The organism is Vibrio sp. RM-69-4 (assembly GCF_024743775.1).
GTDB lineage: Bacteria > Pseudomonadota > Gammaproteobacteria > Enterobacterales > Vibrionaceae > Vibrio > Vibrio anguillarum.
Genome location: NZ_JAMQXI010000076.1, coordinates 1,073,691 through 1,097,410, shown reverse-complemented (window position 1 = coordinate 1,097,410; position 23,720 = coordinate 1,073,691). Strand labels below are relative to the sequence as shown.

Annotated in this window: 19 protein-coding genes; 6 read left to right on the top strand and 13 right to left on the bottom strand. The window is 43.0% G+C overall.

The window, feature by feature from the left end:
• Positions 1 to 3: 3 nt before the first annotated feature.
• Positions 4 to 3,684 (top strand): choice-of-anchor K domain-containing protein, encoded by a 3,681-nt coding sequence (locus tag NB504_RS17100; protein WP_258429412.1) that lies wholly within the window; start codon positions 4 to 6, stop codon positions 3,682 to 3,684.
• A 60-nt stretch (positions 3,685 to 3,744) separates the two neighbouring features.
• Here the strand turns inward: NB504_RS17100 and NB504_RS17095 are convergent, their stop codons facing one another.
• Positions 3,745 to 4,938, bottom strand: a complete 1,194-nt coding sequence (locus tag NB504_RS17095) for a class I SAM-dependent methyltransferase (RefSeq protein ID WP_047689509.1) — start codon at positions 4,936 to 4,938, stop codon at positions 3,745 to 3,747.
• 221 nt (positions 4,939 to 5,159) lie between these two features.
• Between NB504_RS17095 and yccX the strand changes: the two genes are divergently transcribed.
• Positions 5,160 to 5,438, top strand: a complete 279-nt coding sequence (yccX, locus tag NB504_RS17090) for an acylphosphatase (RefSeq protein ID WP_064625145.1) — start codon at positions 5,160 to 5,162, stop codon at positions 5,436 to 5,438.
• 56 nt (positions 5,439 to 5,494) lie between these two features.
• Here the strand turns inward: yccX and NB504_RS17085 are convergent, their stop codons facing one another.
• The 6 genes from NB504_RS17085 to NB504_RS17060 all read right to left on the bottom strand — a co-directional run bounded on the left by NB504_RS17085 (position 5,495) and on the right by NB504_RS17060 (position 11,014).
• Positions 5,495 to 5,824: a TusE/DsrC/DsvC family sulfur relay protein gene (locus NB504_RS17085; protein ID WP_064625147.1), complete on the bottom strand. Its 330-nt coding sequence runs from the start codon at positions 5,822 to 5,824 to the stop codon at positions 5,495 to 5,497.
• 126 nt (positions 5,825 to 5,950) lie between these two features.
• Positions 5,951 to 6,619: a Bax inhibitor-1 family protein gene (locus NB504_RS17080; RefSeq protein WP_010318447.1), complete on the bottom strand. Its 669-nt coding sequence runs from the start codon at positions 6,617 to 6,619 to the stop codon at positions 5,951 to 5,953.
• Between the two features lie 204 nt (positions 6,620 to 6,823).
• Positions 6,824 to 7,591: an amino acid ABC transporter ATP-binding protein gene (locus NB504_RS17075; protein WP_013856933.1), complete on the bottom strand. Its 768-nt coding sequence runs from the start codon at positions 7,589 to 7,591 to the stop codon at positions 6,824 to 6,826.
• Between the two features lie 20 nt (positions 7,592 to 7,611).
• On the bottom strand, positions 7,612 to 8,709 hold the full coding sequence (locus tag NB504_RS17070; protein ID WP_026028006.1) for an amino acid ABC transporter permease: 1,098 nt from the start codon (positions 8,707 to 8,709) through the stop codon (positions 7,612 to 7,614).
• A 1-nt stretch (position 8,710) separates the two neighbouring features.
• Complete coding sequence (locus tag NB504_RS17065; RefSeq protein ID WP_017044681.1) at positions 8,711 to 9,916, bottom strand: amino acid ABC transporter permease; 1,206 nt, start codon at positions 9,914 to 9,916, stop codon at positions 8,711 to 8,713.
• 69 nt (positions 9,917 to 9,985) lie between these two features.
• Positions 9,986 to 11,014: an amino acid ABC transporter substrate-binding protein gene (locus NB504_RS17060; RefSeq protein ID WP_026027113.1), complete on the bottom strand. Its 1,029-nt coding sequence runs from the start codon at positions 11,012 to 11,014 to the stop codon at positions 9,986 to 9,988.
• A 457-nt stretch (positions 11,015 to 11,471) separates the two neighbouring features.
• On the opposite strand from NB504_RS17060, the gene NB504_RS17055 reads away from it, so the two are divergent.
• Positions 11,472 to 12,392 (top strand): bifunctional precorrin-2 dehydrogenase/sirohydrochlorin ferrochelatase, encoded by a 921-nt coding sequence (locus NB504_RS17055; protein ID WP_258429391.1) that lies wholly within the window; start codon positions 11,472 to 11,474, stop codon positions 12,390 to 12,392.
• Between the two features lie 118 nt (positions 12,393 to 12,510).
• Here NB504_RS17055 and NB504_RS17050 read toward each other — a convergent pair whose 3' ends face one another.
• On the bottom strand, positions 12,511 to 12,993 hold the full coding sequence (locus tag NB504_RS17050) for a YajQ family cyclic di-GMP-binding protein (protein WP_010319065.1): 483 nt from the start codon (positions 12,991 to 12,993) through the stop codon (positions 12,511 to 12,513).
• A gap of 27 nt (positions 12,994 to 13,020) precedes the next feature.
• Entirely contained in the window at positions 13,021 to 14,082 is a 1,062-nt protein-coding gene (locus NB504_RS17045; protein ID WP_026028836.1) for a 3-deoxy-7-phosphoheptulonate synthase, read from the bottom strand.
• A 206-nt stretch (positions 14,083 to 14,288) separates the two neighbouring features.
• Here NB504_RS17045 and NB504_RS17040 point away from each other — a divergent pair, with 206 nt between their 5' ends.
• Together NB504_RS17040 and NB504_RS17035 are read left to right on the top strand one after the other, a co-directional pair.
• Complete coding sequence (locus NB504_RS17040) at positions 14,289 to 15,179, top strand: putative PEP-binding protein (RefSeq protein WP_010319067.1); 891 nt, start codon at positions 14,289 to 14,291, stop codon at positions 15,177 to 15,179.
• Positions 15,180 to 15,298: 119 nt separating this feature from the next.
• A complete protein-coding gene (locus tag NB504_RS17035; RefSeq protein ID WP_094165579.1) occupies positions 15,299 to 15,778 on the top strand; it encodes a PaaI family thioesterase in 480 nt (159 codons plus the stop codon).
• Between the two features lie 14 nt (positions 15,779 to 15,792).
• On the opposite strand, the gene NB504_RS17030 is transcribed toward NB504_RS17035, so the two are convergent.
• Positions 15,793 to 17,145, bottom strand: coding sequence for a hypothetical protein (locus NB504_RS17030; protein WP_017044687.1), 1,353 nt, complete (start codon positions 17,143 to 17,145; stop codon positions 15,793 to 15,795).
• 98 nt (positions 17,146 to 17,243) lie between these two features.
• Between NB504_RS17030 and NB504_RS17025 the strand changes: the two genes are divergently transcribed.
• Positions 17,244 to 18,077, top strand: a complete 834-nt coding sequence (locus tag NB504_RS17025; RefSeq protein ID WP_094124919.1) for a S1 RNA-binding domain-containing protein — start codon at positions 17,244 to 17,246, stop codon at positions 18,075 to 18,077.
• A 204-nt stretch (positions 18,078 to 18,281) separates the two neighbouring features.
• Here NB504_RS17025 and rsmF read toward each other — a convergent pair whose 3' ends face one another.
• From rsmF to NB504_RS17010, 3 genes are all read right to left on the bottom strand, one after another.
• Positions 18,282 to 19,703 carry a 16S rRNA (cytosine(1407)-C(5))-methyltransferase RsmF gene (gene rsmF / locus NB504_RS17020; RefSeq protein WP_258429390.1) on the bottom strand — a complete coding sequence of 474 codons (1,422 nt, stop codon included), beginning with the start codon at positions 19,701 to 19,703 and terminating at the stop codon, positions 18,282 to 18,284.
• 112 nt (positions 19,704 to 19,815) lie between these two features.
• Entirely contained in the window at positions 19,816 to 22,455 is a 2,640-nt protein-coding gene (locus NB504_RS17015; protein ID WP_258429389.1) for an MlaD family protein, read from the bottom strand.
• Positions 22,448 to 23,707, bottom strand: coding sequence for a paraquat-inducible protein A (locus NB504_RS17010; protein WP_013856919.1), 1,260 nt, complete (start codon positions 23,705 to 23,707; stop codon positions 22,448 to 22,450). The genes NB504_RS17015 and NB504_RS17010 overlap by 8 nt, the downstream gene beginning before the upstream one ends.
• Positions 23,708 to 23,720: the final 13 nt, after the last annotated feature.

Sequence of the window (23,720 nt, the reverse complement as noted above, 5' to 3'; positions counted from 1 at the left end):
GCGGTGGCGGACGGACCAATACTTGACATAGTAAATCCTAGTACTCTCTCCGAGGAAGGCTTATCTGGTGGGCTTCAAGATAATATTGGATCCTCAGATACAAGCGACGCAGTTAAGGCATCTGGCACCATCACAATTGATGATGTAGATAGCGACTTCGTAGGGATCACTCTTTCGGGCCCGGTGGGCATCACGTCGGGAGGTATGGAAGTCGTTTGGGAATGGGATGCTCAAAATCACAAGCTGATAGGCTCTACATCTGGGAGTGATTCTAAATCCGTGATTGAAATCGAGCTTACTGCTCCTAATGCAAGTGGTAAGGGCGAGTGGAACTATACAGTCACTTTACTCAACCCTGTCGACCATCCAGATGGCTCCCAAGAAGATACACTGAGTTTAGATCTCGGCGTATTTGTTTCAGACGGGCAAGCCACAACGGAAAGCAAACTATCTATCATCATTGAAGACGATGCACCTAGTGACCATGCGATGGATCCAGTTGCTGTCACAGCAACTGACATCCCTGATGTGTTAACTGGCCAGTTTGATCTAACGAGTTACCGTGGTAATAGGACCACGATTGACGGTGGTCAATTTACTATTACTGCAAAAGGATTCTCTTCAGCTTTATCATCCACGTTAGTTGGTGCAAATATTAATGGTGACAACGAAGGTATCGGCGTTAGTAGTAAGGATTCTCCGTACCATAACCTTGCTAATGAAGTTGATTTTCGTAAGTTTTCAGATGGCAGTTCTGCATCCGAAGAGTTGGTTATTAAACTCGATCCTAACACGGTAGCTTATGGTGCGAAAATTGAGTTCAGCAAAATGTTTGGCGGTGAGGGCGAAAGCGGGATTGTTGAGTTTTGGCGAGATGGAAAGCTGATTGCAACTCAAAGTTTTACCTCTGATGAAAATCGTGGAGATTACGCTAAAGACTTTTCTGTGCAACAGGGTGGTTTTGATACGATGGTTATCAAAGCTACTGATAATGGTCACTCGTTCAATCATAAAGATAATAGTGACTTTACCGTTAAAAATATCGAGTTTCTTGGTTCGGATGCGCCGCAGCCAATTGCTTATGGTTCTGGTGTCGTTGAACCGCAATGGGGGGCCGATGGTCGAGGGGCACTGCAATTAGTTGGCCTGGATGAATCTGCGACACTCAAAACGGTTACTGGCTCTGACATTACTGTTGGATTAGTAGGAGCAAATACTCTTACTGGTAAAGATGCAGAAGGGCATTTAGTCTTCAAACTCGAGTTTACACCGACAACGGGAAAATGGGAGTTTTACCAGTATCAAAATATACAATCGCCGTCAGGTGATGGAGATATTGATTTCCAAGTGAAAGTTACTGATGCCGATGGTGACAGTGCTGTGCTTGGTTTTGCGGTCAAGCCTGTGTCTCCACCGGTTATTGGTGAATTGACGCTCAATGTTTCTGAAGAAGGATTACAAGGCGGGATTGCGGATGACGCATCTATCACTGGTTCACAAGACACGACTAACCAGACCTCAGTGGAAGGGCAGCTTAATATTGCGAACACCTCTGAGCTTTCTATGGGGATTCCGGTTGGTACTTACACTTCTAATGGTGTAGCTATTACCTGGAACTTATCTTCGGATAAACAGAGACTGATTGGAACGGTTGCTGACAATAAAGTGGTCGAAATTACCGTAGATAACCAAGGCAAGGTGACTAGTCAGTTGCATGCTGTATTCGACCACACGAATAATGGTGGAGAAGATGACCTTGTGATTGATATTCCCATTGAAGCACAAAATTCAAGTGGTATTTCGAGCACAAGTGCAATCACCATTGTTATCGAAGATGATGCCCCTATCGCTAATGCGGATGTTGCTTCAATCAATGTATTAGCCGATTCATTTAATTTTAACGGTGTTTCGGCTAAGTGGAGCAATATCGCAGGTGGTTCAAATATTACAATTTATGATTCGCGCGATGCTGACCCTGATTTAGACCAAGTACGCTGGGGAACGAGTGCAGGGTATGGGCAATCAGGGTATGGTTTTATTGATAACGATAGTGGATTGGCTGGAAACATAGCTCTCAATGAGCTAGTCCAACTAGGAACCTTTACTCACTATAATTACCCTATCTATGACTCGATTACGGGGGCAACACTAGATGTAACGTTTTCAGTAACCGATGCTTATGGTCGAGTAACGCCTGTGACGATTACGGTGAATTTTGCCCATAACGAAACACCAAATAATCAGTCTGATCCAAGGGATATCATTACTATTGAAAGTCAATCTGTGACTTTTGAATTTGAAGGTAAGATGTATACAGTTGAAGTCTTAGGTTTTGTTGATAAAAACGGTAATGTTATCAACTCGATAAAGACAGACGAAAATGCATCCAACCAGTTTGACTTGGTGGCAAAGATTGTTGAAGGAAGTGGTTACCATTTGCCAAGTGCTTTAGGTAATGTAATGCATAACGATTTGCACGGTGCCGATGGGTCATTGACGGTCATAGGGTGTGTGAATGGAGAAACATCAAGCAGTATTAATACCGGTGTTGGCACTAAGGTTATTGGTTTGTATGGCGAGCTGATTCTGATGGCTGATGGTAGCTATACTTATCAAGTGACTGAGGATGCCTCTAAGATCCCCCTCAACGCACAGGAAGTTTTTAGTTATACCGTGAGAGATAATGATGGTGATGCTGCCAATAGTACTTTAACGATTTCGGTCAACGCTGTAGATAAAAATGGTGTACCCGTAGGTTTACCATTGACGGTTGAAGGCAATGATTTAAATGACATGATAGTTATTAGAAATGGTGAAAACTCACAGCACCCAGATAGATTCGATGTTGCTTTTGGGGGTAATTTGTTAGGTACAGTACGTGATGTTCATGGCAATGAAAACCATATTCACGTCGGGCAAGGTTATAATAATGGCTCTCAAAACCAAACTGTTAGTGGTGGATCGGGGAACGATCATATTGAGACGGGCTCTGGAAATGACGTCATTTATGCAGGAATGACGGGATCTCATGGTTACAGTAGTGATGATGATTTGGAACTTTCTGCGTCTGAGATTGCCAATCATCACGTAATGACAGGCAATCTTTCTGGCACTGATTCAATGTTAGATAATGATGGTTTGTTATTATCGAACGATGTATCAAGCCGTAATGCTGACGTTGTTAATAGCGGTAGTGGCAATGATCGAATATTTGGTCAATCTGGCTCTGATATCCTTTTTGGTCATACTGGTGATGATTATATTGATGGTGGTTCTCACAACGATGGTTTGAGAGGTGGTGAAGGTAACGACACCCTTATTGGCGGCCTTGGTAATGATATCTTAACGGGTGATAGTGGCGCAGACATATTCAAATGGGTTGAGATGGAAACCGCGACTGACCGCGTCACGGACTTCCATCGTTCGGAAGGGGATTCGTTAGATTTTTCCGATTTGTTTGAAGATATGACCAAAGATGAGATCACAGCATTGCTTGATGGACTGGGTGGTGTAGATCATCAAGGTGTTGCGGACGATGTATCTATCCGTGTTACAGGAAATGAACATGAATCGCACCTAACGATTGTTAAGTCAGGTCAAACATTGACCGTGGACTTTGATGGTGCGTCAGCTGCGGATATCACCAGTAGCTTGATGGATAACCTAAACCATTTAAAGGACTAAAATAACGAAAACCGGAGCTTGATAAGAGCTCCGGTTTTTCTTGCTGTCTATAAATACGGCTTACAAGACCTTACAAGCGAACCCTTTTAGATAAAACCCTTCAGGGTAGGCTGAATCTGTTAAGTGGTCAGCGGCTTGCTCGAACCTTTCAACAAATTTAACGCTACGACCTGCATCGAGCGCCGCGTCCGCAATGATTTTTTGGAAGAGATCGGTGCCCATAAGGCCAGAGCATGAATAGGTGAGTAAAGTGCCACCCGGTTTTAAAATTTGCATTGCCAACATATTGATGTCTTTATAACCGTTTGCACCGGAGATCAGGTTATTTTTACTCGATACGAACTTAGGTGGATCCATAATCACCACATCAAACAGCGTTCCTTGATCACGGTATTCTCGCAATAATTTGAAAACATCGGCATTTAAAAATACAGCGCGTTTTTTGGAGATATCGAATTGATTGATCTCTGCATTGTATTTGGCGGTATCTAATGCAGGTTGTGAGACGTCGGCATTAATTACACGTTTGGCACCGCCTTTAAGAGCATACAAACCGAAGCCTCCGGTATAACAAAAACAGTTAAGGACATCTTTATCCTTCACATATTTTATTGATTTCTGGCGGCTGTCACGTTGGTCTAGGTAAAAGCCTGTTTTGTGTCCACCAACAATATCGACGCTAATTTTTACGCCATTTTCTTCGATAATGACTGATTTTGGCGGCTCATCGCCATGCAGCACGCCCATGCGCTCTTCCAAACCTTCTTTTTTACGAACGGCAACATCTGAACGTTCGTAAACATGGCACTCTGGGAAAACGATTGTCAGCGCTTTAACAATATTCGTTTTATGGTATTCAGCCCCTGCGCTAAGCAGTTGGCATACTAGATAATCTTGATACTTATCGATAGTAATACCGGGCAACCCATCTGATTCTGCTGCAATCAGCCTAAAGCCAGTAAGACCATCTCGTTCAATAATCTCCTGGCGAACTAACAGTGCATCTTCGAGCCGTTTCACAAAAAAATCGACATTGATCTCCTGCTTCTCAAAGCTCCAGACGCGAGCTCGAATTTGAGAAGTAGGGGAATAGGCTGCTTTTGCTAACCACTGATTATCATGAGTATAAACGTCGACGGTCTCTCCAAGGCTAGGCTCACCTTCTACCTTGCTGATCCCTCGGGAAAAGACCCATGGATGTTTACGGCGCAAAGATTTTTCACGGCCTTTGACTAGATAGATTGCAGCTGTCATACATTACTCGATGAATATTCAAAATGGGGGCGTATTTTCATAGAAAAGGTAATGGAAAGCAAACAAAGAGCGAGCGTCATACGTAAATAAAGGAAATTGTTTGGGGAGAGTGTCTATGGGATGTACATCAAATTAACCCATTGTCATTTCTTTCATTATAGTGAACGACGCATTTTAGTAGATAAATGATTGAGTATTTAAACATAGATAGAGGGATCCAAATGGCTCAACAGTGCGACAAGTTTATCGTGACAGGTAGGGTCCAAGGGGTTGGTTTTCGTTATCACACCGCTCATCAAGGACTAAAGCTAGGCTTAACAGGCTATGCTAAAAATTTACATAACGGCGAGGTTGAAGTCATCGCCATTGGGAATAGTGAAAATTTGGAGCAGTTTTATCAGTGGCTTCAACAAGGCCCCAAAACGGCGAAAGTAATGTTGGTGTCGCGTGAGTCACTTCTTTCTTATACTGAAAAATATAGCGGATTCGAAATACTTTAAAAGTAGCACCGCTTTGTATTTTGCATGGTTAAGTTGCTTGGGGGCTTAGTTTCGCACTACAAGCATTTGGCAGGTTTTGGTAACCCAGCAAGTTTAGTTGCTTGTTTGGCCGGGCCTTTTTTAAAGAGTTTGAACAGATATTTGCTATTGCCTTTTTCCGGACCATGCGCTTTTTCCATCGCTTTGACTAACATACGCACTGCGGGTGAAGTATTAAACTCTTCATAAAAGTGGCGCACGAACAAAATGACTTCTAGATGAGCGTCTGTTAACTCGATATCTTCCTGACTGGCCAGTGTCTGGATCATTCCTTCTTCCCATTCGGTATGGTCTAGGAGGTAACCCTGAGCATCAGTTTCGACGGTTTTACCATTGTATTCAAACATCTTTATTACTCGATTAAAAATCCGCGTTTAGGGTAGCGTAGTGAATGTGTGATCTCAACTGTTTAGAAAGCAAAAAGCCCGCAAGCTGTGGCTTGCGGGCTCGTTTGGACAAAATGTCGACGTGAATTAGTCGTCGTTCATAATGCCTAGAATAGCCAATAAGCTTGTGAACAAGTTCAGGATATTTAGATACATTGAGATGGTAGCACTAATGTAGTTTGTCTCTTCACCTCGTACGATGCGGCTTGTGTCAAATAGGATAAAACCAGAAAACACGAGCGCCGCGATGCTGCTGATCGCAAGTTGGCCAACGGTAGAACCAACAAAAATATTAATAATCGCCGCAACGATGACAATAATGAGGCCTGCCATTAAAAAACTTCTCATGAACGAAAAGTCTTTTTTAGTCGTAATGGTATAAGCGGATAAGCCCATAAAAACAAGGCCAGTAAGACCGAGTGCCTGAGCAATAATGCTAGAGCCATTCGGGATTGCCGCATAGTGATTAAGCATTGGGCCCAGAGCACCGCCCATTAATGTGGTGAACACAAATGTCCACACTATACCAGAAGAAGAATTAATGGCTTTAGGCATCACGAAGAACAGAATACCGATTGCTCCCAACTGCATAGCGAGTGCCATGAATGGTGAAATCTGCATTGCCATTGTTGCCATCGCAGCAATAGCACTGGTGATAAGAGTCATTGAAAGCAAGAAGTAAGTATTCTTCAACACTTTATTGGTTTGTAGTGTGCTCTCTAAGCTAGCTGAGCGAGTAAACATTGGGCTGTTCATAATCTTCCTCGTAAGGGTTTATGTTTGTATGTACATTTATGGGGCTGAATGAGCTAAAAATCAAGCCCTGTGTCGTATTTGTCTTGTACAAATTTTAATAAAAATAGTCACTTAGATGTTAAAGAATGTGTAACACCATGTGTCTATGCTCATAAACAAAGAGAGAGGTGATGTTCACCTCTCTCTTTGTTGGTCGTTAATCCATTAATGATGGAGAATTTGAGAGAGAAAATTGCGCGTTCTATCGGATTGAGGATTTTCAAAAAATTCAACAGGGTTATTTTCTTCAATGATCTCACCAGCATCCATGAAAATAACGCGATCGGCCACTTCTTTAGCAAAGCCCATCTCATGGGTAACACAAAGCATCGTCATGCCTTCTCCTGCGAGTTCAACCATAACATCTAATACTTCCCGTACCATTTCCGGGTCAAGTGCAGATGTTGGTTCATCAAATAACATAATCTGTGGGTTCATGCACAATGAGCGTGCAATCGCAACTCGTTGCTGCTGACCGCCAGAAAGTTGACCGGGATATTTGTCGGCTTGATCAGGAATCTTTACGCGTTCCAAGTACTTCATCGCAACCGCTTCAGCTTCTCCTTTAGGCATCTTTTTTACCCAAATTGGAGCGAGTGTACAGTTTTCTAACACGGTTAAATGTGGAAAAAGATTGAAATGTTGGAAGCACATACCGACCTCGCGTCGCACAGCTTCGATATTTTTAAGATCTTCCGTCAGTTCGTTGCCCGCGACGACGATTTGTCCTTTTTGGTGCTCTTCCAAGCGGTTAATACAGCGAATCATGGTCGATTTTCCTGAGCCTGAAGGGCCACAAATAACGATCTTTTCGCCTTTTTTAACGGTAAGATTGATGTTCTTTAGTACATGAAATTCACCGTACCATTTATTCATATCATTAATCTGAATCATGATTTCTTCAGAAGGTGCGAGGTTGCGTTGCTGCGTCATAATACGTCCTTGATTTGTAGTTATCGTTTGTGACCAGTATGGAGTTTGTTTTCAAGCCATATCGAATATCTAGACATAGAAAAGCAGAACACCCAGAACACTAACGCGACAAATATATAACTTTCAGTAGAAAAGCCTAACCAATCCGGATCGGTATTGGCAGCTTGTCCAATACCGAGCACGTCAAACATCCCGATAATGAGTACTAAGCTGGTATCTTTAAATAGGCCAATGAAGGTATTAACGATAGATGGGATCGTGATCTTCAGTGCTTGCGGCAAAATAATCAAACCGACTTTTTTCCAGTAACTTAAACCTAACGCATCGGCGGCTTCGTATTGACCTTTAGGTATCGCTTGTAAACCACCACGAACCACTTCTGCCATATAAGCCGAACTGAACATGACCACCCCAATCAATGCTCTAACCAATTTATCCGTTTCCGAGCCTTGTGAGAGGAACAGAGGCAGCATAACGGATGCCATAAACAAAACTGTAATCAGTGGCACACCTCTCCAAACTTCGATGTAAACGGTACATAGGCTGCGAATAATGGGCATCTCGGAACGTCGGCCTAACGCCAGTACAACGCCAATCGGTAACGAAACAACAATCCCAACTAAGGCAATAATCAGCGTAACTAATAAGCCTCCCCACTTATGCGTTTCAACCACTTCTAGGCCGAAAAAGCCGCCATAGAGTAACGCCGCGATAAGAAATGGGTAGATGTTGACAAAAAACAACCAAATCCACGTTTTTTTCGGTGTATTTTCATAGGCGAGCAACGCACTAAAAATAGCAAGAGTGAAATAGAAGAGGCGAGGTCGCCAGAGCTCAGCTTCTGGATAAAATCCATACATAAACTGATCCCAGCGTACGCTAATAAACACCCAACACGCCCCCTCACGAGTACAATCACTACGTTGTGTGCCTACCCAATCGGCATTAATAATCGCCCAATCGACCGTATGCCAAACAAGCCAGAAGGCGAAATACCCTAAGATCAGTGTAACGATGGAATTGAGTGCGTTATTAAAAAGATTTTTGCGCAGCCACCCAATGAAGCCAACGGTATTGGCTGGCGGTGGCAAGTTAGGTTGAAACTGATGTACTTTCATCTTATCTCTCCACCAAAGCAACTTTACGGTTATAGATATTCATTAATGCCGATGTCGTCAAACTGAGAGTGAGGTAAACACCCATGGTCATCGCAATAATTTCAATCGCTTGACCCGTTTGATTGAGCGTTGTGCCGGCAAAAACAGAAACCAAATCAGGGTAGCCAATCGCCATCGCTAATGATGAGTTTTTGGTTAAGTTCAGATATTGGCTGGTGAGTGGCGGAATGATGATGCGCAGCGCTTGAGGAATGACCACGAGTTTTAATGTTTTTGAACGAGATAATCCTAATGACATTGCTGCTTCGGATTGACCATGGCTCACCGCATTAATGCCAGAACGGACAATTTCGGCAATAAATGCGGCCGTATAAATACTGAGTGCAATCAGCAGTGCGGCTAACTCAGGGATAATACTGATGCCACCTTGGAAGTTGAACCCTTGCAGTTGTGGATACTCTGCTGACACTGGACGGCCCATAGCAAAGTACACAATGACAGGAAGTAGGATGCACAAGATAGCCGCAATTCTACCCATAGGCGTCTGCTGACCTGTTAAACGCTGTTTGTTTCGAGCCCAAATGCCAATAATTAAGGTGGTTAGTAAGCCAGCAAGAAAGGCAATAAAGATAAATGTGCTGCCACTTTCGAAAATGGGAGCAGGGAAGAACAGACCACGTACATTGAGAAAAATAGAATCCCCTAACTGCATGCTTTGCCTAGGCGATGGTAGAGCCTGTAACACGGCAAAATACCAAAAGAAAATTTGCAGTAATAAAGGAATATTACGGAAGATTTCTATATACACAGCAGCAAGTCGACTGACTAACCAGTTGGAAGAGAGACGAGCAATACCGATAAAAAAACCTAAAAGGGTGGCAAATACAACGCCTAAAAAAGAAACTAGCGCGGTATTGAGTAAACCTATGATAAAAGTTCGCCCATAACTAAAGGTTTCATTGTATTCGATCAAAGTAAGGCCAATCCCAAAGCCAGCTTCTTGATCTAGGAAGTCAAACCCCGTGGCAATGCCTCGAGAGCTTAAGTTAGAAAGTGCATTGGTCACAATGGTGTAAAAGAAAAAAACCAGAACGAGAACAGCAATAATTTGAAAGGCGACTGAACGAAAAGTAGGATTGTAGAACAAATTTGCGCTTTTAGCCGAGGGAGCTCCTGAGCTAGCCGCAATAGTTTTAGTAGGTTTCATACAACTATAACCTCAAATCCATTTTTCCAAAAAGGCGGTTAAAACCGCCTATTTGGGATTGTGTGACTATTAACGAAGAGGTGGAGCGTACATAAAGCCGCCAGCATTCCACAACGCATTTGCACCTCGTGCGATTTGCAGTGGAGAACCTTTACCTACAGTGCGTTCAAAACTTTCACCATAGTTACCGACTTGTTTTACAATTTGGTATCCCCAATCATCGCGAATGCCCAAACCTTTACCTTTAGGGCCGTCCAGGCCAAGTATGCGTTTGATATTAGGATCGCTAGATTTAAGCATTTCATCTGCATTTTTTGAGGTAATACCGTACTCTTCTGCGTTAACCATCGCATTGAGAGTCCATTTCGCCACGTTAAACCACTTGTCATCATCTTGACGAACAACGGGCCCAAGTGGCTCTTTAGAAATGATTTCAGGTAATACAACCGCGACGTTAGGATCAGTTAAGTTCAAACGTAGCGCATACAAACCAGATTGGTCGGTTGTTAGAGCATCGCAACGGCCCGCGTCAAAACCTTTTGAGGTTTGCGCTGCTGTATCGAATACCACAGGTTTGTATTTCATGCCTGTGTTGCGGAAGTAGTCCGCCAAGTTCAACTCAGTAGTTGTACCGGATTGGACACAAACCGATGCCCCATCAAGCTCTTTTGCACTTTTCACTCCTAGGTCTTTTTTCACCATGAACCCTTGACCGTCATAATAGTTTACGCCGACAAAATTAAGGCCGAGTGCTGCGTCGCGTTGGAGCGTCCAGGTTGTATTGCGCGAAAGAACATCGATTTCACCTGATTGTAGGGCGGTAAACCGTTCTTTTGCTGTGAGTGGAACATATTTTACTTTCGATTTGTCACCAAGAACTGCTGCGGCAAGTGCCTGGCAATATTCAACATCAATGCCTTCCCATTCCCCTTTTGAGTTCGGGTTGGAAAAGCCTGGTAGACCAGTGCTCACACCACAAGTAATAAAACCTTGCGAAAGTACTTTATCTAAAGTGCTATCTGCTGCTGAAGCTGTCGTCGCCATCATGGCAGTAGAAGCTGCTACAACAGAAGCAAGAACAGTGAGTTTATTCGCCATTTGTATCCTTCCTGTATGATCCATGTTAAACCAGGTGACACCTGATACAACGTACTAAAAATGTTGTTGTGTAGCTTTCCAAGTTGTATTTGCATGCAATCGCACATTTACAAATCAACCGTTTATAAGCGTAGGTAATGATTTGTATTTTCTCAAATTAGTAATTTGAAAGATTTTTGATTAGATTCACAAACCTAAGCTGCAGCTAGAATGAACAAATGTTGCAAGATTGTAAATGGTGCAACCATGTTCAATAGTGGGGCAACAGAATAGAAGCTGTATATTTCTCTTTTAACGTAAAATTAACAATTGTGTCATTAGTATGTTGTCAGGATTTTCAACTGTCCAGTGGCGAAAATTTGGTTGATAATTATTTGGCTGCATTTAATTAGTGTCGCAGATGCCCTATTTTTGGTAGCATCAAGCGAATAGTTATCTAGATTATTCATGGAATGAAATGCAGTATTTTCCTCTGTTTTTGAATTTATTGGGCAAACCAGTGCTGGTTGTGGGTGGGGGCGAAGTCGCCTGTCGAAAAGTAGAAGCATTGATTCGAGCTGGGGCTCAAGTCACCGTCGTATCACCTAAGATTGAACGTTATCTTTTGGAACTGGTAGAGCAGAATCGTTGCCAATGGGTTCAAAACTTTTATTCATCAGAACTATTAACGAAAGAATACTGGCAGGTATGGGCCACAACGGATAATCCGTCGCTTAACCACCAAGTGCATAAAGATGCAAGAAAGACAGGTGTTTTGGTCAATGTTGTCGATGATCAACCATACTGTGATTTTATTACGCCATCGATGGTCAACCGTGGACGAATTCAGATCGCAATATCCAGTGGTGGTGCATCACCAGTGTTGGTGAGAAATATCCGAGAAACATTGGAAGCAGTTCTTCCGCAAAATCTCTCGTTGCTTGCTGATTTCGCTGCCTCCAAGAGAAATTCAATTAAACAATCACTCAATTCTGTCAGTGCTAGAAGAAAGTTTTGGGAAGCCTTTTTAAGTGATTCCAAAACAGAAAATGCAGTAAGCCGTGAAGAATTAGAGCGTTTATACCAACAAGCTCTCTTAGTGCCTATAGAAGAATCAGTACAATGTACATGGATAAGCTGTGGCGATGATGTTGAAATGCTGCCGATCAAAGCGCTACGTTACATGCAAAGGGCAGAGGTGGTTTTTTATGAACAACATTCTCCTTTTGAATTGATTGATCTTGTTCGCCGTGATGCTGAAAGGGAAAGTTTTAAGAATGCCGCGCAACTTGCAGAAAAGCTTGAGCAAGCAAAGTCTGATTGCAAAAGAATATGTGTTTTATTGCCTATAAACACAACAGAGTACGCTTTGCTTGTGGGGAAAGACTTAATGTTGTAAGACGTTGGGTATTTATTCACCCAAGTCAGAGGGAAGAAATAGATTCATTGTAAATGATGACTATCAGTGATTGAAAAGCCACCTAATGAGGTGGCTTTGATATTTATTCGTGGTGTTGTTAGTCTCGAAAATTGTCATACTGGAATGGCTGGCCCATATCCGATTCACGCATGAGAGCGATCACTGACTGTAAATCATCTCTTTTTTTACCCGTTACTCTTACTTTCTCACCTTGAATGGATGCTTGGACTTTGAGCTTGGCATCCTTGATGGCTTTCACCACTTTCTTAGAGGTTAACGGGTCCAGTCCTTGTTTAAATTGGACATCTTTAAACCAGCGCTTGCCGGAATGTACGGAATCTTTCGCTTCCATCGCTTTGGCATCAACACCTCGTTTAGCGAGGTTACCACGTAAAATATCCATCATTTGACCCAATTGAAAATCATCTTCTGCAGACAGTTTTACAACTTCATCTTTGAGTTCAAATCCAGCTTCTACATTACGAAAATCAAAACGAGTAGAAAGCTCTCGGTTTGCATTATCGACAGCATTACGAAGTTCAACAGTATCGACTTCTGAAACGATATCAAAAGAAGGCATGGTGTTTCCTTATCTATTGCTTAGTATTTACTTTAAGTTACGGCGGTCAGTGATCGCTTGTGCCAGCATATCCAGCATAGTTGCTGTGTCATCCCATCCTAAGCATGGATCGGTAATCGATTGACCATAGGTGAGGTTATTTAAGTCATGCATTGGCTGATTACCTTCGATAATGAAGCTTTCAGCCATAATACCAGCAACGAAATCCTTACCTGTACGTATTTGTGTGCAGATGTCGGCCGTTACATCTATCTGTTTTCTATGCTGCTTTTGGCAATTCGCGTGGCTAAAATCTACGATGAGGCGCGGGGCTAAGCCGAATTCGATCAGTTGCTCGCAGGCTGCAGATACGGAGTCAGCGTCATAGTTTGTCCCTGTATCACCACCGCGTAAAATAACATGGCCAAAGGGGTTACCACTGGTACGATAAACGGTCATACGGCCATTTTTATCCGGTGAGTAAAAATAATGCGATGCTTGGGCCGCTCGAATGGCATCGATTGCAATTTTGATGTTGCCATTCGTGCCATTTTTAAAACCGACAGGGCACGACAGTGCAGACGCCATTTCTCGGTGTATCTGAGATTCCGTAGTACGCGCACCAATAGCTCCCCACGTGATGAGATCTGCGATGTATTGCCCGGTAATCATGTCTAAAAATTCAGTCGCAGTAGCAAGGCCTAGCTTGTTGATATCTAATAATAATTTCCGTGCTTTATTGAGCCCTGTTTCCAGTGCATATGAACCATCCAGATTGGGATCCGTAATCAAACCTTTCCAGCCCACAACGGTGCGTGGTTTCTCGAAATAGGTACGCATGACGATAAACAGTTCATTTTTATATTGGTCTTGGATCGCACTCAAACGTTGAGCGTAATCCATTGCGGCTTCAGTGTCGTGTACTGAACACGGACCGACAATGACTAACAAGCGATCATCGTGACCAGTCAGAATATTTTCAATTTGACGGCGTGAGTTTGCGATGCGCTCTGCTACGTCGTCTGTGATCGGATGCGCATTTCCAAGCTCTGCCGGAGTCGGCATTGGGCCCAAGGCTTGAGTTCTTAATTCATCTGTTTTTAATGGCATGGTAAAGCCTGTACTCTTATTGCGAAGCGGTAAAGATAACGGAATTGGCAATAGGAATAAACTCCAAAACGGAAAACTTATTGCTTATCATCTGTAAGGTGAAATTTTATTCATAAATTCATCATAAATATTTACTTTTACTTGAATTAATACTCGGCTATGGGTATTTTCCTGAGCAAGATAATTAAAAATGTAGGGAGTAATGAATGAGTTTGGCACAACATGATACGATCCACCCTCAGTTGATCTTAGGTGATGCCCTTCCAGCGGCAATTGAATCAAGTGGAAATGCCCAGCATTTGTATGTGTCGCTGTCCGACATTATTTTAGATTCGTTGTTTTATCATCCTTCGATCGAGCAACATTTTGCAAATCTAACCGAACTTGAGCAAGGCTCTTTGCAATCCATTCTTGATGACAAAGCGGTGGCGGAGCACTTTACGTCAACCATTGTTGATAGAGTCGTGGCAGCAGTTCAAAAAAATCACACTACGATTCGTGTCTGTTTGAGTGATGCAGATAGTTACACTTATAAGGCGTTGATCGGTGGAAGTGTTGAAACGGATGAAATTAACCCAGCGATGGGAGTGCGCGGCGTATCGCGTTTTTCTTCCAACCAGTATGCAAAAGCGTTTAGTTATGAATGCGCTGTGATCAAGGCATTGCGCAAGCAAGGATTGAACATCGAAATTGTGGTGCCATTTGTTCGAACATTAAGTGATGCGGCTACGATCATTGACCGTCTGGCAGAGCAGTCTTTACCTCGGAGTTTAGATGGTTTGAAAGTGCTTTATTCTTGCGATGTTCCATCAGCGGCATTGTTGGCAGAGCGTTTGATGCACTATTTTGATGGTGTGGTGATCAACATCGATAACTTAACACAATACACCTTAGGCATTGATAAAGAGAATCCCGAACTTTCCCATTTGTTTAATCCAGAGAGTGAGGCGGTCATCACGCTGCTCGATTTAGCATCAAAAGCGGCACGTCATGCGAATAAGCCGATTTTGGTCGTTACCCAAGCACTCGCAAGCTATCCAAAGCTACAGGAGCACTTAGCTGAAAGTGTTCAGGCTGATGTTGTGGTAAAAATGTAATGATCTGATTTGGGCGCAGAATAGCTGCGCTCAACCCTAACTTTTTGTAACAACTCATTGACATTTCGCGGCGTATACCTTGAACTGGTCCGACAACCATATTGAAAAGGTCAAGCCTCATGCTCTCCCCATTAACAAAAGCGAATCTTTACTTAAATCTGTTTGGTTTTTTAAAAGTGCCACTGATTTGGTCCTGCAGGCCAAAGATTTTAGTGCTAAACGAACGCTCTGTAGAAATTCGAATTCCACTTAAACGTCGCAATAAAAATCATTTAAATAGTATGTATTTTGGTGTGTTAGCCGTTGGTGCAGACGTAGCGGGCGGTTTTATGGCAATGCATAAAGCACAACAGCGTGGCTCCAAAGTATCGTTGGCGTTTAAAGCAGTCAGTGCGGAGTTTTTAAAAAGGCCGGAGGCGGATGTTCATTTTCATTGCTATGATGGTCAGCTAATAGACAGTATGCTTGATGAAACTATCGCGACCGGAGAGCGGGTCAATCAGACAGTAAAGATCATTGCAACCTGTCCTTCGCTGCATGGTGACGAGCCTATGGCGGAGTTTCATCTTACTTTATCGTTAAAGCGTATTGGTAAATAAGGCCGAATTAGAGACTACTCGCTTAATTCTATCGGTTCAATGTCGACAATCTTATTTCTATTTAAAACAATTTTCCAACGGTAGTAGCGGGGCTCTTCTTTATGGTTATCTTCTTTGATAATCAAGTTGAGCAAGTGCCGTTTTTCTACGGTTTCTCGACTCACTTGACCACCACTTAACTGATAAATGCGATTAGAGCCTTTGTCCATCAAACGGGTAATCGGGCGTAGGTCAATGTGTAAAGTTTCGCGTGTTTCCTCATAGCCACTCATGAAGCGTGAAGTTGACATGGCCGTTTCTGAGCGATAGTGAAGTACCTGTTCCTCCCTTTGAACAATGCGTTTCTTTCGAATTGTTTTGATTCTGTCTGGTAATTTACTCAGGTTGGTATAATCAAGCCATTCAATTTTGTAACCTACAGATTTTCCGGTCGTTGGGTCTATGTAACGACGCTTCCATTTAGGTTTTCCTTTACGGATCCAGCGCCACAGCATATCGCGTAAGTCATCTTTAAAAATCTCGCGTAATGCATAAACAAACGACATAGCGATAATAAAAGAGGCGGTGATTTCCCCCCAATAGTCGCGAGCTGTAATGGCGATGACGGTGACAAACAGCATCACAAGCCCAGTCGCGATGCCTTTTACGGCACGCTTCATGTTATTACCTAAAGAGGTGACGTGTTCATTAAGCACAATGGGATGCTCGATTAAACGGCGTAGTAGGCGCATCTTGTTACTCAGCCGAGTGATGTCTTCCCCTGCCTTTGCTGAGTTGTAATTGTTAAGTTTACGATGTGCCTGTTCTTTTTCAACCAGTGTAATTAGACGCTCTTTGATGGTTTTATATTCACCATCGCGGTTCATGTGTGCGACTAGGGAAAGAAACTTTTGCTCAGTATACCAAGATAAATAGTTATCAATATTGGCGTAATAGCGTTTTAAGCTCTCTTCATAAGGAATGCTGCGGCGCAATCTTTTCAAAATATCTAAAGAGAGTTCAATGACACTATCAACTTCATCTGATGTGACGGTGTCACTCGTCGTATTGAGTTGTACTACAGCTTTATCTAGAGCGATAACATACTGATAAGCAAATAAACTCAAACTGACTCGATACTGAGTAGAAGAGAGATGGCCTCGTTGTGCAAGTCGGCTGTGCACTAAGGGCAGTAACGTTTTATCACTGTAATACGCACGCTCTTGGTGGATGAAGCTATAGTAAAAGTCAGATTCAGGAAGTATTTCGGGTGTTAGACCTAAATCACCGGGAATGAATAGGTAAATGTCTAGATCAAGTTCTTTGCTCTGAGACATGGCATGTGAAATTTTAAGCGTGATGGTATCTTGCTTATCGACATTAACCAAAGAAAGCTCCTGAAAAAATGCTTATTTTTCCCTTGAATGCAGGAAAGGATAACAGAGATCACGTATAATCTCTGCAAAATTGAGGTGAGACATAGTAAATGATTAACGTTGGTCAAATAAACAGTTTAGAAGTCGTAAAGATTGCTGATTTCGGCGTATTTTTGGATGCTGAAGATTTTGGAACCACTTTACTGCCTAAACGATTTACCCCAGATGGGGTTGGATTGGGGCAGAAAATAGACGTATTTTTGTATTTCGATTCAGACAATCAACTTGCCGCGACGACTGAAAAACCGATTGCAAAAGTAGGCGAGTGGGGATTGATGAAAGTTCAGGGTGTGAATAGCACTGGTGTTTTTGTTGATTGGGGTCTGAAGGGTAAAGATTTATTGGTGCCTTACAGCGAACAGCGTGCTCGTTTTAAAGAAGGACAAATGATTTTAGTGTATGTCTACACTGATAAGGCTTCCGGCCGCATCGTAGGCACAACTAAATTCAACAAGTGGCTGGACAAAACCCCTGCAAACTATACGCAGAATCAGCAAGTTGATCTATTAATTGCAGAACACTCAGAACTCGGATACAAGGCCATCATCAATGGCGAGCACTGGGGGATGATTTTCCCATCAGATGTGTTTGGTAAGTTGTTTATTGGTAAGACCTTAAAAGGCTACATCAAAAATATCCGTGAAGATGGAAAAATTGACCTAGCTCTGCAAAAAATTGGCGTAGCAAAAATGGATGAGCTAAGCACTAAGATCATAGAGTTACTTGAGAAAAAGGGTGGTTTTCTTCCATTAAGTGATAAATCGACACCAGAAGCTATTTTTTCGATGTTCCGTACCAGTAAGGGAACCTTTAAGAAGAGCATTGGTGGTTTGTACAAGCAGGGAAAAATTACCATTGGGGAAGATGGAATTCATCTTGTATAGCTGAGGCGTCCACCTCCTGTTGCAATCTATTTTCCTTGACGATAAAAAAAGGCCCAAAACTTTTCCGTTTTTGGGCCTAGGGGAATGGCTCATTTGAGCCTACGCTAATCATTAAAATAGTCGTACTTATGCTTCCCTGTAAGTATAGTTGTTATCGCTAGAAGTGTGCGTGTTTTCTAGATTTTTGTCCTATTTTGGGGCGTGTTAAAACAAATTTTTATCTTTAACGAGTTCTCTTGGTAAACCATTTTTTATGCGGTTTCCTACCCATTTCCCTAGGCCAATCACATCGTTACCGAGCTTAACCAGTACTTCGCCAGTGCCAGTTTGTAGTGCTGGTCTGACATCTCTGCCCATGTACCAATCTCGCGCTTCTTCAATCGATAGTGTGATGCAGTTTGATTCGTTACCAGTCGCTAATGATGTAGCGACTTGATGTTGCCAGCGATAACCTTTTTTATGTGTTTCAGCGATTTTTATCCCCATGCGAGAGAAGCGGAATTTGCCGAGCATAGGTTCCAGTGCGTTTGGAAATAACCATACATCATTATCACGTAGCCAGACACTCGTATCATCGGGGATCGCAACTTCAAACGTTTTCATGAGTTGATCCGTGATCTCTTGTGTGAGTTTAAGGTTGGCTTTCGCAAAAGGAAATTGACCTAAGCGTTTGTTGACTTCAGGGTGGGGTACAGAGCTAAGTTTACGGATTTTTGCAACAAAAAAACCTTCACAATCATAAGTTTGAGGGAATATATGCAAAAACCCTTCGTCTGTAATAGCTGCTTTTGCATCCTCAAACAATGAGCTAAGGGAAACAAATTCAACTGATTGTGGATATTTTTCTTGTAGATGCAAGCACACTTGTTGGTTCTCTTCTGTACTCAATGTACAGGTTGAGTAGACCATCACACCGCCGGGCTTTAAAGCTTGAAACGCACTTTCAATCAAATCTTTTTGTGTTGTGGAAATCGACAATACAGATTCTTTGCTCCAGTTTTTCATCGCATCAGGATCTTTACGGATGGTACCTTCTCCTGAGCATGGCGCATCTATTAACACCGCATCAAATTGTTCCGGTAACCAACCGCCAAAGACTCGACCATCAAAATTGCTCAGTGCACTGTTACGTACACCGCAGCGTTCGATATTAGCATGCAGTACTTTAACACGGCTGGCTGAAAATTCGTTGGCGACTAATACGCCTTCATTTTCCATACACGCCGCAATTTGCGTTGTTTTTGAACCCGGAGCCGCCGCCATGTCGAGTACTGAATTGAACGATTCACCGCCAGTGAAAAGAGCGGACACCGGCATCATAGAACTGGCTTCTTGAATGTAAAAAAGACCTGCCATATGTTCGGCGGTATTACCTAAAGGTACGACAGACTCATCGGCTTCAATCCAAAAACCCGTATTACACCAAGGCACTGGTGATAAAGCCCACCCTTTTTCTACGGCACGTTGACAAAAACTATCGACAGAGATTTTTAGCGTGTTGACTCGGATACTTTTACGCAAAGGACGCTGGCAAGCTGCAATAAAATCACTCATCGTTAGATGTGTGGGCAGTATCGCTTCAATTGTCGCAAGAAAAGGTTCAGGTAGGGTTATATTGGCGTGCAAAGCAGTATCTCGTCTGGGAGTTGAGTCCGGATTATATAAGAATCGTGATGATATCAAAATAATAAAAAATGCAGCCGATCAGCTGCATTTTATAAGAATTAAGGTTAACCCTTTAAGGTTTTGGTATGGCTGTTCGCCATTGGCGCCATTCTGGTTTGGCTTCAGGATATAAGTAAAATGCTTGGCCTTGTTTAGCGATAGGTTGTAGCTGTTTTTGTTCTGGAGTGGCAAATGTAATTCCGCCTTTCATGATGCTATCTAACGTGCCTGCTTTTATATTTGCACCAGATAAACCGATGGATACATCGACGCCAGAAGTGTTCCAAAATACGCTATTGCTGCGAACCAGATAAGCGAACTCTTTTTGGATTTCAATGGTAAACATGACGCGGTCTGCAAAGTCTCCTAGAGCAACATGGGTTACTTTGCCCACTTCCATTTCACGGTAGAGAACCGGGCTATCTTCAGTCACTGATCCTCGTGTTTCACTTTGTAAGGTGAATTCAATACCGAGTGCTTGTTGTGGCTGTTTTTCTAGTTCAAATTGATACTGCACATCGCCAAACCCAGGTTGGACCTCAATACTGGAACTGAGTAAGTTTTGCAGATTTTCAACACCATTGAAGCCAATCTTAGTTTTCGCTACCCAAAAGTGAGAACCATTTCTGGCAATCCCTAATGCGTAGCTAGGCTCAATTCTCGCTTGGAGTGTAACTTGGTTTGTCTTGAAATCGGGTGTTACAGAAACAACCTCTCCCACAGTGATATTGTTATATTTGATGGATGTCCCTAGCGTAATGCCAAAGGCTGCGTCAGCCGTTAAAATGATTTCTTGGCCCGCCTTACGTGCTTGATCGTAGCTGTCATAGAGCTTCCACAAATTCTGATCTTTGTTATCAATACCTTGCAACGAATCAAATGCAATGCCTCCTTGAATTAAAGTTTTTAAAGGAGCGGCTTTGACTTTTACGCCTGCAAGTGTTGCATTAATTTCGACGCCAGAACGGTTCCAAAAAACAGTTTGATTCGTAATCAGATGGCGATATTGATTCTCTATTTTGACCTCGATTTTCACACCTTCTTTAGTGAGCTTAAAGCCAAAAACACTGCCTACTTGAAGATTACGGTATAGGAGCGGGCTGCCCTGATTGATGGGAGGAAGCTCGTCGGCAAAAAGAGTCAGTGTTTGTGAGCCGCTTTGATTATATTTTGCAAGCTCAGCTAAGGATTTACTTTGATATAGCGGGTATTCATTACTCGCATTTTCAGCGCCTTCGCTGATGAAACTGATTGAGCCGGCGAGCAGTTGTTTGGCAGGAGGGATCGAAACATTAAGGCCTGATTCGGTGAGCTCCGCGGTGGCCGAGCCTGTAATGTAAAAACGATTCTGTGAGCGTATGAGTGATGAGTACTCTTCATCAATCAGCGTATTGAGCACAACACTGTCTTGCTGCAACTTTACGTCAATTACTGAACCTACCGCGATACCTCGATACAAAATCTGGCTGCCCACATCTAAGCCATATGAGCTTTCCGCTGTAAGTTTGATAGCAATTGATTTTGCTTGTGACTGATTAAATTCAAATTGGCGAATTGCAGTGAAACTTCTGGCCTTTTCGCCCTTGCCAGGAATGAGTGTCAAGTAATTCCCTTTGATCAAATTACCGATGTTCTCAACTCCAGAGAGTGAGACTTTGGCCTCTTCCAACACAAAACGGCTTCCCGAATTGAGCATATCGCTAAAAGCCGGTTGGATAGCGGCAGAGGCGATGATCTGTTGGTGACTTTTACTGAGCTGCAATTCCGTGATTTGACCGACTTCTATTCCTCGGTAAATGATGGGGGCACCGGTTTGGTTAATATTATGCTGATCGGGTAGGGTGATTTTCACAGGGATACCACGCCCTGCGGTTTTTAAATCGCGATAGAGACTAAATTGGGTATTTTGTTCAACAGGCTCCCCACCGTCCGGTGAATCGACGGCAATTGAACCACCGATTAATGCACTTAAACTTTCTAAGCGGACGTCAACACCTTCAAAGCCAATGCTTGCACCAACACCGCTGACATTCCAAAAACGGCTTTCATTGGTAATAATGTGGCGATACTCGTCTTTTATCGAGGCTTGAATGAGTACCGACTTTGCATCGTCATCGAGTTTGTAGTTAAACACTTCACCAATCGGAATTTTTTTATAGACGATTTGTGAGCCAACAGAAATACCTCCGAGATCGCGAGCCTTTAGCGAAATGATAAGCCCTTGATTAGGCAGTAGATCAGAAGGTGCACCATCTAAAGCACTAAACACTTTATCGTGTTCAACTGAACTATTTTCGTTACCCGGTTGAATCGCAATATAGTTTCCTGAAACCAATGCATCTAAACCTGAAACGCCAGATAAACTGGCCGTTGGCTTCACTAACCAAAATCGGGTATTGTCATTGAGTAACTGAGTAGCTTCTGGATAAATATCGGCTTCCACATAGATGTTTTCTAATCCTTCGGACAGTTTAATATCTCTTACCATGCCGACTTCGAGCCCTTGGTAGCGAATTGTTGTTCGCCCTGCGACTAAGCCTTGTGCGTCCGAAAAATAGATCTGGATTCGTTCGCCAGCATCGTGAATGGCTTTAACGACTAACCAACCTGCGAGCGCCATGGTGAGTATGGGCAGTATCCACAAAGGTGAGATGCCCCTGTTTCGCTTAACATCGGGAGTGTATGAGGGCTGGCTTGAAATTTGTTTACTCATGTGAAGGCTCGTTTTGGTCTGCGATTTCTGGGTAATTATCCCAGATGAGTCTTGGGTCCATACTTTCCGTGGCGAGCATGGTGAGTACAACCACCAAGCCAAAGGCAACGGCTCCATAACCGGGAGTGAAGTCGAGAATTTGACCGCGATCAACCAGTGTCAACATAATTGAGATGACAAACAGATCCATTACCGACCATTTGCCGATCCATTTAATCGCGAAATAAATGTTCATTCTCTGACGGTGGTAAACCGTTCGCTTAAATTTAATCGCCAGTAATAGATAGGTCAGGCCGAATATTTTTACAATAGGCACGATTATACTGGCCACAAAAATGATGATTGCAATTCCGACCATACCACTATTAATCAGTGACGCAACACCAGAGAAAATGGTGTCTTCTAATCGCTGTCCGTTGGTAATTAAAATCGATATTGGAATCAGGTTCGCGGGGAAAATAGCGACACTTGCTGCAATTAAATAGGCCCAAGTTCGTTGTATCGAGTTGGGTTTCCGGTGATATAATTTTTGCGCGCAACGCACGCAGTGCGTATTTTCTGGTTGTGAAAGATGGCAATGGTGGCAATGCACCTCTTTACGCTCGAAGGCATATTGATTCTCTGGCTGCCACGCTTGCCAATAGCGCCTTACGCTAACTCGAGTCGCTAACAATACGGTTGCCAGTTGCAGTAAGACTAAACCATACAGCCCCACACCGATAAAAATGTCGGAATAATCTTGAAGTTTAAAACAAGATACCGCCACGCTGACTAAAAAAACATCGAGCATTACCCATGCTTTTAATCGCTGAATAATGATCAGTGAGCCACGCAGTAGATGAAACCATCGATAACGCAAGGCGATATGAGCGGTCACTACGGAACCACACACTAAAAGTGGCGCAATAGAGCTGCAAAATAGCACCAATAAAGCGAGCGCTCCAAAGCCCTCTTCAGCCAGCGCAAAGACACCGGATGGCAAGGTGGCGGGGATCATCACCCCAACCAAGCGAATACTGATGAATTCAAAAAAATGAGAGGGGATAAACAGTAACAAGCAAGTGATGGCGACGGCTAAATCCCCAGATAAAGAGGGAGATCCACCGCGGTACAGTTGGGTACCGCAGCGTGGACAATAGGCACTTTTTCCATGCTCAACCTCGACGAGATCAACGGCCAATTCACAGCCGTGACACAACCTCACGCCGTTAGGTGATTGTGGATGTTGAATAAGCGCTGAATGTTGAGACAAACAATCATCCTAA